The following is a 14,640-nucleotide window of genomic DNA, read 5'->3' as shown; positions in this document are numbered from 1 at the left end:
CCGGTTTCTAGGGTCCAATTCGGCCATCGTTACCAAACCGTAACAAGGGTGATTTTATTCACCCGGGGGTGAGGGCTAAGTTCGGTGGCTCAAGGACCGAACGCGCTCATGCGCAACGAGATGCTGGAGCAACTCTTGAAGCACGCAGCACACAAGAAGAAGACCGTATCGGCGGGTGCGCGGACCATCGCGACCGTCGCCATCGCGACGGCGGCCACGAGCATGGCCGCCCCGGCAATGGCCGCAGAGGCCTCGCCGCTCGACTCGCTCGGTGACCTCGGGACCACCGCCGAGGGCCTCAAGTCGAACCTCCCCGCCCTCTCGTCGACGTCGATCGACCTGAGCGAGCTCACGAAGGCCGCACCCGTGGCCGACGCGGTGGCCAAGAAGCTGCCCGCCTCCATCGCCCCCACCACCGCCCTCGCGCCGAACTACGAGCCGGCCCAGTTCGTGTCGGGTGCCCTCAAGGGTGCCGCACCCCAGGTCGTCTCGAGCGTCGTGGGTGGCGTGGCCGACGGGTCCGCCGTCTCCGGCGTGACCGGCGTGACGGGCACCGCCCGGTCGGCTCTCTCGAACGTGCTCGGCGGCAACGTCGTCGGCACCGCGACGGGTGTCGTCGGCACGGCCACCGGCGTCGTCGGTGGGGTCGCGGGTGGCGCGCTGCAGGGTGACGTCGTGAACGGCGTCGCGGGTACCGCGACCGGCGTGGCCGGCGGCGTGGTCAACACCGCAACCGGTGTCGCCGGCGGGGCGGTCGGCACCGCCACCAGCACGGTCGACGGCGTGCCGTCCACCGTCGCCGACGTGATCCGCAACCTGCCGAACGTCCTGGGCGGCGTGACCGCTCCGATCGCCGGCCTCACCGCCAACCTGCCGGGCGTGCTCGGTGGCGTGGGCGGCGTGGTGAACAGCGTCGTGTCGCAGGTTCCCGGCGTGGTCGCCGGCGTCCCGGGCGTCGTGGCCAAGGTCACCACCCCGGCCGCCGGTGTCGTCGAGAGCGTCGTGGGCGACGTCGCGGTGGACGGCGTCGTCAAGCCGGTCGCCACGGAGGTCGTCCCGGGCGCGGTCGGTTCCGTGCAGGGCAGCGTCGTCCCGGGTGCCACCTCGGCCGTCGGCGACGTGGCGGGCTCCGTCGTCCCGGGCGCCGTCGGCGCCGTCACGGGTGACGTGGTTCCGGGTGTCGCGAACGGCGTCGCGAAGCCGGTCGTCGGGGACGTCGTCCTCGGCGGTGTGGTCGAGGGTGTCGTCAAGGACGACGTGGTCGGCGGCGTGGTCAAGCCCGTCGTCAAGGACACGGTCGTTGACGGCGTCGCCAAGCCGATCGTCAAGGACGTCGTCGTGGACGGCGTCGCCAAGCCGGTCGTCGACACCGTCGGCAGCGTCGCCAAGCCCGTCGTCGACACCGTGGACGACACCGTCAAGGGTGTCGCCGGCGGCGCCGTGACGGACACCGTCGGTGGCGTCACGGACACCGTGGACGGTCTGACCGGCGGCGCCGTGAGCGGCCTGACCGGTGGCCTGCTGGGAGGTCTCTCCTGAGCTGAGAACAAGAGGACCCCAGCCTCTTCGACCTTGACGTAGCAGGGTGGAGCGCCATTGGCGCTCCACCCTGTTTACGTTTTCCGGGGCTTTGCCAAGGTTCCATTTATCTGCCTGTTGTTACCGGATCGTTACCATCGATGGCGCTTTTTCCGATGCACCCCTTTTTCCTTCTATTCCCGATCCGGTAACGTCGTGGCGTCCCCGGTCCCGGGCAGTTGTAGTCGACCAGCTGGAGCAGCTCTCATGAAGCACGCCGCCGTCAAGCCTTCGTCCGTCGCCAAGACCACGGCCTCCCGTGTCGTGGCGACGATCGCGCTCGCCACCGCGGCGACCGCCGTCGCGAGCCCGGCGATGGCGCACGACGGCGGTGGCCGCGACGGGCACCACGGTCACTCCGCCGACGACGGCCGTGGCTACGACGGGGGCCAGCACCGCGGCTACGACCGTGGCGACGGGCAGGGCGCCGGAGCCCCGCGCTCGTACGAGCCGGCCACCTACTCGGAGCCGAACTACGACGTGCCGCAGTACGGGTCCCAGCGGGGCGACTGCGACCGTGGTGCCGAGACCATGAGCCGGACCGACGCGCAGGGCCAGGACGGCTGGCAGGGCGACTGGGACGAGCAGGACCGTGAGCAGGTGCGCGAACAGGTGCGCGAGGCGATCCGGGAGCACCTGGACGAGGCCGCCGCGCCCGCGCCGGAACCGGAGGACGTCGCACAGCGGCCCGCCGCCCGCGAAGCGGAGGCCGCCCCCGTCGAGAAGGCGGAGCCGGTGGTGGCCGAGGTGGCCGCCCCCGTGCAGGAGGCCGGGCCCGAGGTGTCCGCGAGCCTGGAGCCCGCGGCCGTCCAGGCCCCTGGGCAGCAGTGGGAGGGCCGGCCGACGGCCGACACCGCAGGGGCCCAGTTCACCGCCTACGTCCCGGCCGACAGCACCGGCGCCGTCGAGCAGGAGGCGTCCACGCTCGCGGAGGTCACGCTGGATGCACCGGCCCGGCTCTCCACCAGCGGTGCCGAGGCGGCCGCGCTGACGGCGGCGGCCGGCGCCCTGGTGGTCGGCGGCGCCGGCTCGCTCCTGGTCGCGCGCCGCAGCCACGTCCGCGTCTGACCCGTTCCCTCACCCCGCGGCTCTACCTCGACGGTGTGGGGCGCCAGGCCGGGGCGTCGGTGCCCCACCGGTGTGCGGGGTGCGCGTAGTCGTCGTGCTCCGGAAGGGCCGGGCGCGCCGTGGTGACCCCGGCGTGGGTCACCGTCTCGCTCGCCGCCGCGGGCGCCGCGGCCGGGTGCAGCGGGTCCCGCCCCGGCAGGTCCAGCAGCCAGGACGCGGTGCGTGCGAGCGATACCGACACGTCGAGGCCGGGCCCGTCGTCCGCACGGGCGAGCGCGTCGACGATCCCCGCCGCGAGCAGGTAGCCGGAGGCGTGGTCGAGAGCCTGGGCGGGCAGGGCGCCCGGCACCCCGTCCCGGCCCTCCAGCAGGGCAATACCGCTCGCCGCCTGCACTATCGAGTCGAACCCCCGCCGGCCGGCCCATGGTCCGGTGTCGCCCCATGCGGAGACCCTGCCCGTGACGACGCCGCGTGGTGCCTCGAGCCCGAGCCCTTCGATCGCGCCCGGCCGGTAGCCGGTGACCAGCACGTCGGCCGCGTCCAGCAGCTCCTGGGCGATCCGGCGGTCTCCCGCGTCCCGGAGGTCCAGGACGGTGCTGCGCTTGCCCTGCCCCGAGTCGAGGTGCTGCCACTCGATCTCCGCGGGGGCCGGTGGGTCGACGCGGAGCACGTCGGCGCCGAGCAGGGCGAGCGTTCGCGTGGCGACGGGGCCTGCGATGACGCGCGTGAGGTCGAGCACCCGGACGCCGGCGAGGGGTGCCGTCCCACGCTGCGGGGCCGCCGGCACGCGGCGCCGTCGTGCACTCGTTGGCTCGGCCCGCTGCGCGGTCCGTACCAGAGGGCCTGACGACGACGCTCGTCCCTGTGCCGATGTCCGCCACTCCTGCTCGGTCCGCACGCGCGCAACGATCGCGCCGCCGCCCCGTTCCGAGCCCGTCGCCGGCTCGGCCGCACGGTCCTCCAGCTCCTGCCCCGCGAGCTCGGTGAGCCGCTGGGCGAAGGCGGTGCGCCCGACGTCGTCGGGCAGGCCGACGAGGGCGGTCAGGCGTGACCGGTGGTGCGGATAGTTCGCGTGGGTGCGGACCCAGCCGTCCGAGGTGCGGAAGAAGCCGGAGAGCGGGGCGAACGCGTCGACGGGGCGTCCGTCGAGCGCGAAGACCCGGTCGGAGGCGAAGGCCGTCGCGACTCGTGCTGGATCCAGGGCGACCGGATCCGGGTGGACGGGAACGGGGTGGTCGGGAACGAGGCGGGCGGACGCACGCCGGACCGCCCGGACGGCGTCGAGCGCGAGGTCGAGCACGGGCAGGTGTGCGGCGAGCCAGGGTTCCACCGCTCCATCATCGGCCGCGCCCGACCAGTTTCCGAAAACATCACGGGCCGGACAGATCTGGGAGCATGCGCGCGGATACACTCGCCGCATGGCCAAGAACCCCTCCTCCGACTTCGTGCTCCGGCCCTTCGAAGGTCTCCCCGGGGAGACCGACTGGGTGGCGATGCGTGAGATCGTCCCGTCGGCGACCGCGACGGCTCGCACCACCGCCGAGTACGGCTCGCGCGACGTCACGATCGTGACGCTGCTCCCGGGGGCGTGGACCGCTCTGCACCGTGCCGACGGCGCGATCCTGCTCGCCGTGCAGGGCATCCTCAGCACGGGCGACGTGAGCCGCGACCTCGCGGCGGCCCTCCTCGAGGCGCTGGAGCTGGAGCCGGGCACGGCGGTCGAGTCGGGCGAGCTGCCGGGTGCGGGCCCGCGCCTGCAGGACGTGCTCGACCTGAGCGTCCCGTTCGAGGTCACCGTGCACGAGACGTTCGACTTCTGGCTCGACCCGAGCGCCGAGATCACACCGGAGCTCAAGGAGAGCCTGGAGGACGCCGCCGACGGCGCGATCCCAACGGTCAAGGTGTCCTCCGTCGAGTCGGCCTACTGGTGCAGCATGACGCGCGAGTTCCTGCGCTGGGCACGTCCCGAACCGGAGGACGACCTGATCGACGCGCTCTCTCGTCTGCACGCAAAGCGCGAGTCAGGGCTGGCGGGTGGGAGGTTCGTGGGAGCGTTTCGTGCGTCAGGCCTGGTCGTGCCCGTCTGGGAGCTGCCGAAGGGCACCGAGGCGGCCGATCTCGAAGGCCCGGCGACCGAGCTCGGCGAGAAGCTCGCGAAAGCACTTTCCATCAAGGAGCCGCTTGATGCGAACGAGCGACGCGCCAGAGCAGGTATCGTCTCCCGGCAGGTCACCCTGCGTTAGTCCGGACCCCCTGGCCGGTCGTTCGCGAGCGGCCCGGAACGCGTCGGCAGTCACCGAAGATCGTCACGAGCGGTCCAGGTTTCGGCAACTAGCGGACCAAGGGAGTAGGATTCCAGGGGTAAACCTTTGCACTCACCAAGCAAAGGACTATCCGGTCACCCACCAAGGCAAATCGACGCTTCAGGCAGGACAGGTGTGAACGCTCTCCCGGTCGCGAAGACCACGCGTCCCGGCAATGCTCAGGCAGGCAAGAATGTCCAGCGGGTGGCGGCGGTCATCCCCGCCAAGGACGAGGCCGAGCGCATTGCCGCGACCGTGCGCTCTGCGCGCGCGATCCCTCATGTCGACCTCGTGCTCGTGGTCGACGACGGCTCCGAGGACGACACGCAGCACGTCGCGCGTGCCGCGGGCGCTGTCGTCGTGCGCCACTCGCACAATCGCGGCAAGGCCGCCGCGATGGAGACGGGTGCGGCGGTCGTCGCGATGCGCGACGCGGACGGTCGTCCGCCGCGCCTGCTCATGTTCATCGACGGCGACCTCGGCGACACCGCCGTGAACACGGCGCCGCTGGTCCGTCCGGTCCGCGAGGGCGTGGCCGATCTCGCGATCGCCCTGCTGCCCAAGCAGGCCGGCGCGGGCGGGCGCGGCATGGTCGTCGGCGCGGCCCGCCGGGCGATCGAGGCGATGACGGGCTGGAGCCCGTCGCAGCCGCTCTCCGGCATGCGCTGCCTCACCCGCGAGGCCTTCGAGGCGGCCACGCCGCTCGCGCGTGGCTGGGGTGTCGAGACCGGTATGACCATCGACCTGCTGCGCAAGGGGTACGTCGCCGTCGAGGTGCCCTGTGACCTCAAGCACCGTGCCTCGACGAACGACCTCAAGGGGCAGATCCACCGGGCCGCGCAGTACCGCGACGTCCTGCTGGCCGTGAATGCGCGCAAGATGCGCGGCGCGGTGGACGCGGTGCGGCACGCGGGCTCGAACGTCCGCAGCTGATGCGCGGGCGCCTGGTCGCGTGCCCCGTACCCTGATCCCATGGGGTGGCAGGTCTGGCTAGGGATTGCCGCGATCAGCGTCGCCGTGCTGGCACTTGCCGTCGCCATCGGGGTCTGGACGCAGCAGGCACGGATGCGGCGTCGTGACCCGCACCGGGCGACGCCGCAGAGCGTGCAGGCCGCGCCGCAGCTCGCGGTGATCGTGAACCCGTCGAAGCAGGGCGCGAGCGGCCTGGCGCTCGAGGTGCGTGCCCACTGCAGGGCCAACGGTCTCCCGGAACCGCTCTGGTACGAGACGACGGTGGAGGACCCGGGCAAGGGCCAGGCCCGGCAGGCGCTCGACGACGGCGTCGACATAGTCGTCGCCGCGGGCGGCGACGGTACGGTCCGGGCCGTCGCCGAGACCATGGTCGCCTCGGACAGGCCGATGGGTGTGCTGCCGGTCGGCACCGGCAACCTCCTGGCCCGGAACCTCGAGCTGCCACTGACGAACGTGGACCATGCGCTCGACGTGATCGTGCACGGCCGCACGCGCCCCATCGACGTCGGCTGGCTGCGGGTGACCGAGTTCGCCGACACGCCGCGCAACGGGGAGCATCCCAACCAGCCCGACCACGAGCCGGACACGGAGCGCGAGCACATCTTCCTGGTGATCGCCGGCCTGGGGTTCGACGCGGCGATGGTCGCCACCGCGGACGCGGACCTGAAGAAGCGGGTGGGCTGGGTCGCCTACTTCGTGGCGGGGCTCTCGCACCTCCAGGCCCGGCGTATGCGCGCCACCCTGCAGCTCGACGACAGCCCGCCGGTCGAGGCGCGCGCCCGGTCGATCATGGTCGGCAACTGCGGCATGCTCCCCGGCGGCGTCACCCTGCTACCGGACGCCGTGCTGGACGACGGCGTGCTCGACGTGGCCGCCGTCGACGTCCGTGGTGGGGTGTTCGGCTGGGCCCAGCTGACGTTCGAGATCGCCCTGCAGGGAGTCGGGGTACGCAACGACCTGCCGGAGAAGCTGGGCCGCATCGACCACACCAAGGCGCGCCGGGCGCGCATCCGCGTGCCGGCCGGCGAGGAGGCCCAGGTCGACGGCGACCCGCTCGGGCGGGCGATCGAGATCGACGTCCGTGTCCAGGCGGGCGCCCTGCTGGTCCGGGCACCGTGACCGCTCGGGCCATCTACCCTGGGCGGGTGAATCCCAGTTCCGCGCGAGCTCGTGCCGTGCCCGCAGTCCTGGTCCTGCTCGTGGCGGTCCTGCTCGGCCTGCTGAGCCCGGCCGCCGCCTCGGCCGCGCCCAGGACCGACGCAGCGGGTGGGCCCGGGTCCGCCGCCGCTGCCGGCGCCCGGAAGCCCGTCGCGCCGGTGGTGGTGGTCGGGGTGGCCGGCCTGCGCTGGACCGACGTGTCCCGCAGCACCACACCGAACCTGTGGCACATGATCGGCGGCGGCTCGGTCGCCTCGATCAACGTCCGCACCGCCGACCCGGCGACGTGTCCCCTCGACGCGTGGCTCACCCTCTCCGCGGGCAGCCGCACGGTCTCGGCGGGCAGCGCGGAACGGGCCGAGGAGCCCACCCGCGAACAGGAGGACGGCCGGACGCCGGAGGCGCGCGGGGCGACGTCGTGCACACCCGTACCGCAGGCCATCGGCGGAGGCGGCGCGGAGCCGACCGCCGCGACGGTCGACGACTGGGACCAGCTTCCCGAGCAGGAGGAGGGCACCGACCAGGAGGAGCCGGTCGAGACCGCCGAGACTCCGGCACCCGGCCTTCTCGGCGAGCTGCTCGCCTCCGCTGACGCCTGCTCGACGGCGGTCGGACCGGGCGCCGCCGTGATGCTCGCCCGCGAGGACGGGAGGGTGAGCCGGTACGTCCCCTCGGTGTCCGCGCTGTTCGCCGCGACCTCGGATCCTGCCTCGGACGCGGCAGGACCGGGCTCCGCCGGCACCGGGAACCCCGCGTGGAGCGACATCCTCGCCGAGTGCCCGGTGACCGTCATCGACGCGGGCAGCCTTCCCGAGGGTCCCGAGCGGGCAGCGGCGCTCGACGCGCTGGACAACACGCTCAGCACGCTGCGGACCGGCCTGCCGACCGGTACGCGCGTGCTCGTGGCGGGGATCGCGGACACCCCGCTCACGCAGCAGGGGCTGCAGGTCGTCGTCGACTGGGTGGTCGACGTGCCCCGCGTGCGGTGGCTGACGTCGGACGCCTCGCGCAGCACCGGGTTCGTCCAGCTCACCGACCTGACGGCGACCGCTGCCGAGGCCGGTGACGCGCTACCGGACCCCGACGCGGAACCCGCTCCCGGCCCGGCCGTCGAGGAGCCGGAGATCGACGGCATGCCGGTGGTGGTGGGCGAGCCGCGCCGCACAACCGTCGCCCGCACCGTCGAGAACCGGCAGTACATCAACGTCCTCGCCGACACGATCCCAGCGCAGGTGCCTGCGTTCGCCGGCGCGATAGTCCTGTTCCTGCTGATCGCCGTGCTGGTCCTGGTGCTGCCCCGCCGGACGGGGCGGCCCCGCCGCGACCCCGGTCCCTACCGGCGGCGCCTCGCGCTCGGGGCCGTGCTGCTCGCCGTGTCCGCCCCGGCCGCCGCCGCCCTCGCGACCCTCACCCGCTGGTGGGTGTGGCCGGCGCCCGAGTTCGGCCTGGCCCTCTCGCTGACCGTCGCGACGGTCCTCGTGGCGCTCACGGTCCGCGCGGTGTCCCGTCTGCTCCCGCCCGCCCCGTGGCGCAACGCGGTCGCCGCGGCGGGGATCACCTGGCTGGTGCTCACCGTCGACGGCAGCACCGGCTTCACGCTGCTGCAGGGTTCGCTGCTCGGCTCGTCGCTCGCCACCGCCGACCGGTTCTACGGGTTCTCCGACGTGGCGTTCGTGGTCTACGCGGCGGCCGGCCTGGTGCTCGCCGCCGGCCTCGCGGCCTACGCCCTGCGCGGTCGCACCCGGCCGCGTGCCGAAGCGGTGCTGGGCGACGGCGTTCGTGGCCGCGCGGGCGGGCGGCCGTCCCGGCCGGCGTGGCGTGCGGTGGGCATCGTGACCGTTGTCGCGCTCGTGACCGCCGGTGTGGATGCCGCCCCGTTCCTCGGCGACCGCCTGCGCGGGCTGCTCCTGTTGGTACCGTTCGCGGTCGTCGCGCTGCTCGCGGTCCGGTCGGATCTGTTCACCCGCTTCCTCGACGCGCGCGGCTGGCTGCCGTCCGGCAGGCACACCGAGCCGGTGCGCCGCGTCCCGTCAGCGGTCCTCGGCCTGTCCGGCGCGCTGCTGCTCAGCCTTCTGTTCGCCGCGGCGGTGCTCCCGGTGCCCGGCGCCGACGCCGCGGGTGAGGAGTTCGGCTCGCTGAGCACCGCGTCACCCGTGGTGCCGCCTGGCGGCAGCGTCGTCGTGATCGGCACCCAGGGCCTGCGCTGGACCGACGTCCAGCCGTCCCTCGACACCGGCCAGGCGCCCGCGCCCACTCTGTACGGCCTCCTGACCGACGGCGCGGACGCCGCTGGTCTCACCCTGCCCAACGGGCGCGCGGCGCGGTGCCCGGACAGCGGCTGGCTCAGCCTCTCGGCGGGCCGGCTCGCCGAGGTGGCCGACGATCGCGGGGCGGACAACCACTGGATCTGCGACGACGTCACGGTGACCCCGGCGCGGGGCGACAGCCCCGCCGTCGTCGACCAGTGGGAACGGTTCCTGGAGCTGCAGCGCGGGTCGGGCTACGCGGCACGCCCCGGGACGCTCGGCGAGGCCCTGGCGGGCGAGTGCACGACGGCGGTCGGCCCGGGCGCGGCGGTGGCGCTCGCCGAACGGGACGGCACCGTCGGCAGGTACCTCGACTTCGAGACGGCGATGGCGGAGGGGTCCGGCGCGTGGGACTGCCCGGTCACCTTCGTGGACGCCGGGTCCGCGCTGCTCGACACCACTGAGCGCGCGGAGCTGGAGCAGCAGCCGGACGGCCGCGAGCAGGTGGCGGCGCTCCGTGCCGACCTCGTCTCCGACGTCGACCTCGCGGTGTGGCGCGTCCTGGACGCGGTCCCGGCGGACACGACGGTGCTCGTGATCGACGTCGCGACGGTGCCGGGGCACTCCCTGGAGCTGGGCCTGGCGATGGTGCGCCCGTCAGCGGCGAACGAGGGTCTCCCGCGCTATCTGGCCAGCACGGCCACGCGTACGGAGGGCGTCGCGCGCCTGATGGACGTCCCGGCGGCGGTGCTCGGGGCCGTCGGCGTCGACCTCCCGGCCGACGTCGACCCGACGCCGCTGGTGCGTGGCGGCGTACGACCCGCCTCGGCCTGGCTCACCGCCGACGAGCTCGCGGACATGACGGCCCGCGACCACGTGCGCCGAGAGGCGTACATCTGGCTCGTGGACGTGCCCTTCTGGCTGGGTCTCGCGCTTGCCGCGGTGTGCTGGTGGACGATGCGCCGCCGCTCCGCCCTGAGCCCGGCGAAGGTGCTCGTACGCGGGTCCGGCCCCGGCAGGTGGCAGCGTGCGGCCGAGGTCGTCGCGACCGCGCTGGCCGCGCTTCCGGCGGGCGGGTTCCTCGCCTCGCTGACGGGCTGGTGGCGGTTCGACCTGCCCGTGCTCGCGATAGTCGGCGCCACCGCGCTCGTGACGGCGGCGGTGGCCGGGCTCAGCCTGCTCGCCCCGCGCCGCCCGCTGTGGGCGGCCCCAGGGGTGGTCGCCGGCATCACGTTCGTCGCGCTGACCGTTGACGCGCTGTTCGGCACGCCGCTGAACCGCGCGGCCCCGCTCGGCTCGGCCCCGACGTTCGGCGCGCGGTTCTACGGCTTCGGCAACCCCACCTTCTCCGTGTACGCGGTGGCGGCGATCGTGCTGGCGGCGGCGCTGGCCCAGCTCTTCGTCACCCGCGGGCGGCGGGTGCTGGCCACCCTTGCCGTGACGGTCGTCGGCGTGATCGCGATGGCGGTCGACGTGTGGCCGACGCTCGGCGCAGACCTCGGCGGCGGGCTGGTGCTGGTCCCGGCGTTCGTGGTGATCGGCACCGCGGCCTCCGGGCTACGCCTCACGCTGTGGCGGTTCGTCTGGGTGGGCGCCGCGGGAGTCGGCGTGGTGGCGCTCGTCGGTCTGCTGGACTGGCTGCGGCCGCCCGAGTCCCGTTCGCACCTCGGCAGGTTCGTCGGCCAGGTGCTGGACGGCGAGGCGGTCTCGACGGTGCTGCGCAAGGCCCTGTACGCGCTGGGCTCGATCACCGGCGGGCCGGCGGTCTGGGTGACGGTGCTCGTGCTCGTGCTGGTCGGGCTCGCCCTGTACGGACCGGCGGCCTGGCGCGAGCGGCTGACTCCCGCCTGGTTCCGGCGTGCACAGGAGCGCTGGGAGTTCCTGCGGCCCGCGCTCGTTGCGATGTGGGTGATGGCAGTGCTGGGCTCCCTCGTCAACGACTTCGGCCTGCGGATCGCGATGATCGCGCTCATCCCGGCCGTGCCGCTGCTCACGCTCGTCGCGCTGCGGACCACGCCGGCAGGGCAGCGCCGATAGGCTCTGCCTGTGATCGATCTCCGACTTCTGCGCGACAACCCCGACGTAGTCCGCGCGAGCCAGGTGGCCCGCGGCGACGACCCCGACCTCGTGGACGTGGCGCTCGACGCCGACGCGCGCCGTCGCTCCTCCCTGTCGGAGTTCGAGAACCTCCGCGCCGAGCAGAAGTCCCTCGGCAAGAAGGTCGCCCAGGCACAGGGCGACGAGAAGCAGGCCCTGCTGGCGCGCACCAAGCAGCTCGCCCAGGACGTCAAGGAGCACCAGGCGACGGCGACGGAGGCCGAGCAGGAGCTCGACCGTGTGCTGTACTCGATCGCCAACGTGATCGAGGGTGCGCCGGCCGGCGGCGAGGAGGACTTCGTCGAGCTCAAGCAGGTGGGTCGGCGTCGCGACTTCGCCGCCGAGGGTTTCGAGCCCAAGGACCACCTCGAGCTGGGTGAGGGCCTGCGCGCCATCGACACCAAGCGCGGTGCCAAGGTCTCCGGTGCGCGGTTCTACTTCCTCACCGGAATCGGCGCGCGCCTGGAGCTGGCGCTGCTGAACATGGCGATGGACCAGGCGGTGCAGGAGGGCTTCACGCCCATGATCACGCCGACCCTCGTCAAGCCAGAGACCATGCAGGGCACCGGCTTCCTCGGCGCGCACGCCGACGAGATCTACCGCCTGGAGAAGGACGACCTGTACCTGGTCGGCACGTCCGAGGTGGCGCTGGCCGGCTACCACAGCGACGAGATCGTCGACCTGTCCGACGGTCCGCTGCGGTACGCCGGCTGGAGCGCCTGCTACCGGCGTGAGGCGGGTTCGGCGGGCCGCGACACGCGCGGGATCATCCGCGTGCACCAGTTCCACAAGGTCGAGATGTTCAGCTACTGCGCCCCCGAGGACGCCGAGGCCGAGCACCAGCGCCTGCTGGGCTGGGAGGAGGCCATGATGGCCAAGGTCGAGCTGCCCTACCGCGTGATCGACACGGCGGCGGGCGACCTCGGCTCGTCCGCGGCCCGGAAGTTCGACTGCGAGGCGTGGCTGCCCACGCAGGAGCGCTGGCTGGAGCTCACCTCGACGTCGAACTGCACCACGTTCCAGGCGCGCCGCCTGGGCGTGCGCGAGCGCACCGAGGACGGCTCGACCCGGAACGTGGCCACGCTGAACGGCACGCTCGGTACCACGCGGTGGATCGTCGCCATCCTGGAGAACCACCAGCAGCCGGACGGCTCCGTCTACGTGCCGGAGGGTCTGCGCCCGTACCTGGGCGGCCTGGAGGTCCTGGAGCCGGTCAAGTAACGCCCGCACGTGTCAGACGCCCAGGTCACCCCGGTGGCCTGGGCGTCTGACACGTCCGGGGCTGTCGCGATCACCTGACATTCCGCCGATCACGCCTGTCTGGTCGATCCGCGTTCACCTGCGGGTCGGTAGGCTGCGATCGTGCCTCCCGACAGCGACCGCAAGCTCGTAGCCCTCGACATCGACGGCACGCTCGTCACCTACGACGAGGTGCTGTCCGACGCTGCGCGGGACGCCGTCGCCGCCGTGCGCGCGGCAGGGCACCACGTGGTGCTCGCCTCGGGACGTTCGCTCATCGCCATGACGCCCATCGCGGCGGAGCTGAAGATCGACGAGGCCTGGATCGTCGCGTCGAACGGTGCCGTGACCGCGCGTCTCGATCCGTCCGCCGACATGGGCTACACCCTGGAACGGGTCGAGACGTTCGACCCGCAGCCGGTGCTGCGCATGCTCAAGGAGGAGCTCCCGCACGCGCGCTACGCGGTCGAGGACGTCGGCGTGGGCTTCCGGATGACCGAGCTCTTCCCCGACGGGGAGCTCAACGGTGAGCACCGGGTCGTCGACTTCGAGGAGCTCTGGGCCGGACACGTCACCCGGGTGGTCGTGCGCAGCCCCGGGGAGACCAGCGCGGAGTTCCACGAGATCGCCGCGCGCCTCGGGTTCGACGACGTGACCTACGCCGTCGGCTGGTCCGCGTGGATGGATATCGCACCCCAAGGCGTGACCAAGGCGTCCGCCCTGGAGGAGGTGCGCAAGGAGCTCGGCGTGGCGGCCGAGAACACGGTCGCCGTCGGCGACGGGAGCAACGACATCGACATGCTGCGCTGGGCCGCTCGCGGCGTGGCCATGGGCCATGCGGCGGAAGCGGTCCGGGCGGCGGCGAACGAGGTGACGGCATCGATCGAGGACGACGGTGTTGTGAAAGTGCTCAGATCCCTACTTTGATGGTAAAAATAGCCAACTGCTTGTGCCACGGGTGAAAGGTATCCGTGCAAAGGTATGGATCACTGGCTGAAAGCCTGTACATTTGGGCGCGATCCGTCGAAAGAGTGACGGCGCTCACGGTGCCATGGGGGTACGTGATGATCCTGGACGACCAGCCGGTGTCCATGCGAGTGCGCAACGACGCGCCTCACCTGGTCGCTCTCGACATCGACGGGACCCTGTTGGTCACCGGGCAGCGAGTGCCCGAACCGACGGTTCTGGCCGTGCAGCTCGTGCGCGGCCGGAAGCATCACGTGGTCCTGGCGTCGGGCCGGTCGTTGACGGGAATCCTGCCCGTCGCCAAGCAGCTCGGGATCACCGACGGGTGGGTGGTCGCCTCCAACGGAGCCGTCACGGCACGCCTGTGCGACACCTGCGCGGGCGGCTACATGCTCGAGGACGTCCTCACGTTCGACGTCGGACCGGTGGCCCAGATGGCGCTGAGCCGGTTCCCGGACGTGCAGATCGGCGTCGAGGAGATCGGCGTCGGCTACCGCGTCAACCGCACCTTCGAGCCGCACGAGGTCAACGGCGCCCAGCGCGTCGTCCCCGTAAGCGAGCTCGGCGGGCTGCCCGCGTCACGCGCGATCCTGCGCGGCCCGGACGTGCTGGACCTGCTCGACCCGCTGCGCCGGCACGGCGTCACCGCCACGCAGGCCGGTCCGGACTGGATCGACGTGACACCTCGGCACCTGAGCAAGGCGACGTCGCTGGAGACCATCCGCGCCACGCTCGGCGTCCCGCAGCACAACACGTTCGCCGTGGGGGACGGCATCAACGACATCGAGATGCTGACCTGGGCCGCTCGCGCCGTGGCCATGGGACACGCGCCCGAGGCGGTGAAGGCGATCGCCCACGAGACGGTGGGCGACATCTCCCAGAACGGCGTGATCCAGGCCCTCAAGTCCCTGCTCTGACATCGCGTTCGGGCGGTGCGGGCCAAGCAGGTGCTGCTGGTGCTGGACAACGGCGAGCACGTCGCCGACGCGGCCGCCACGGTGGTGTCACGCCTG

10 protein-coding genes are annotated in these 14,640 nt (G+C 72.8%); 9 read left to right on the top strand and 1 reads right to left on the bottom strand.

Annotated features, from left to right (window positions below):
- Positions 1–135: 135 nt before the first annotated feature.
- Positions 136–1,539: a hypothetical protein gene (locus ACFWE2_RS09940; protein WP_377224056.1), complete on the top strand. Its 1,404-nt coding sequence runs from the start codon at positions 136–138 to the stop codon at positions 1,537–1,539.
- Between the two features lie 246 nt (positions 1,540–1,785).
- The gene (locus ACFWE2_RS09935; RefSeq protein WP_377224055.1) at positions 1,786–2,646 is read left to right on the top strand and encodes a hypothetical protein; all 861 of its coding nucleotides are present in this window, start codon (positions 1,786–1,788) and stop codon (positions 2,644–2,646) included.
- A gap of 22 nt (positions 2,647–2,668) precedes the next feature.
- On the opposite strand, the gene ACFWE2_RS09930 is transcribed toward ACFWE2_RS09935, so the two are convergent.
- Complete coding sequence (locus tag ACFWE2_RS09930; RefSeq protein WP_377224054.1) at positions 2,669–3,976, bottom strand: CoA transferase; 1,308 nt, start codon at positions 3,974–3,976, stop codon at positions 2,669–2,671.
- An 88-nt stretch (positions 3,977–4,064) separates the two neighbouring features.
- Here ACFWE2_RS09930 and ACFWE2_RS09925 point away from each other — a divergent pair, with 88 nt between their 5' ends.
- The 7 genes from ACFWE2_RS09925 to ACFWE2_RS09895 all read left to right on the top strand — a co-directional run bounded on the left by ACFWE2_RS09925 (position 4,065) and on the right by ACFWE2_RS09895 (position 14,544).
- Positions 4,065–4,889, top strand: a complete 825-nt coding sequence (locus ACFWE2_RS09925; RefSeq protein WP_377224053.1) for a DUF5926 family protein — start codon at positions 4,065–4,067, stop codon at positions 4,887–4,889.
- A 195-nt stretch (positions 4,890–5,084) separates the two neighbouring features.
- A complete protein-coding gene (locus ACFWE2_RS09920; protein WP_377224052.1) occupies positions 5,085–5,882 on the top strand; it encodes a glycosyltransferase family 2 protein in 798 nt (265 codons plus the stop codon).
- Positions 5,883–5,921: 39 nt separating this feature from the next.
- The gene (locus ACFWE2_RS09915; protein WP_377224051.1) at positions 5,922–7,040 is read left to right on the top strand and encodes a diacylglycerol/lipid kinase family protein; all 1,119 of its coding nucleotides are present in this window, start codon (positions 5,922–5,924) and stop codon (positions 7,038–7,040) included.
- 26 nt (positions 7,041–7,066) lie between these two features.
- Complete coding sequence (locus ACFWE2_RS09910) at positions 7,067–11,362, top strand: hypothetical protein (protein ID WP_377224050.1); 4,296 nt, start codon at positions 7,067–7,069, stop codon at positions 11,360–11,362.
- Between the two features lie 9 nt (positions 11,363–11,371).
- Positions 11,372–12,643 carry a serine--tRNA ligase gene (serS, locus tag ACFWE2_RS09905; protein WP_377224049.1) on the top strand — a complete coding sequence of 424 codons (1,272 nt, stop codon included), beginning with the start codon at positions 11,372–11,374 and terminating at the stop codon, positions 12,641–12,643.
- Between the two features lie 141 nt (positions 12,644–12,784).
- Positions 12,785–13,588 (top strand): HAD family hydrolase, encoded by an 804-nt coding sequence (locus ACFWE2_RS09900; protein WP_377224048.1) that lies wholly within the window; start codon positions 12,785–12,787, stop codon positions 13,586–13,588.
- A gap of 104 nt (positions 13,589–13,692) precedes the next feature.
- A complete protein-coding gene (locus tag ACFWE2_RS09895) occupies positions 13,693–14,544 on the top strand; it encodes an HAD family hydrolase (RefSeq protein ID WP_377224047.1) in 852 nt (283 codons plus the stop codon).
- The last annotated feature ends 96 nt before the right edge of the window (positions 14,545–14,640 follow it).

Origin of the sequence: Promicromonospora sp. NPDC060271 (assembly GCF_042726755.1) — a bacterium.
Classification (GTDB): domain Bacteria; phylum Actinomycetota; class Actinomycetes; order Actinomycetales; family Cellulomonadaceae; genus Promicromonospora.
This window is presented reverse-complemented; position numbering and strand designations above follow the sequence as displayed.

Bases quoted from the DNA above. Each gene is read 5' to 3' on its own strand.
- ACFWE2_RS09935 (WP_377224055.1), top strand. From the start codon at position 1,786: ATGAAGCACGCCGCCGTCAAGCCTTCGTCCGTCGCCAAGACCACGGCC.
- ACFWE2_RS09925 (WP_377224053.1), top strand. From the start codon at position 4,065: ATGGCCAAGAACCCCTCCTCCGACTTCGTGCTCCGGCCCTTCGAAGGT.
- ACFWE2_RS09915 (WP_377224051.1), top strand. From the start codon at position 5,922: ATGGGGTGGCAGGTCTGGCTAGGGATTGCCGCGATCAGCGTCGCCGTG.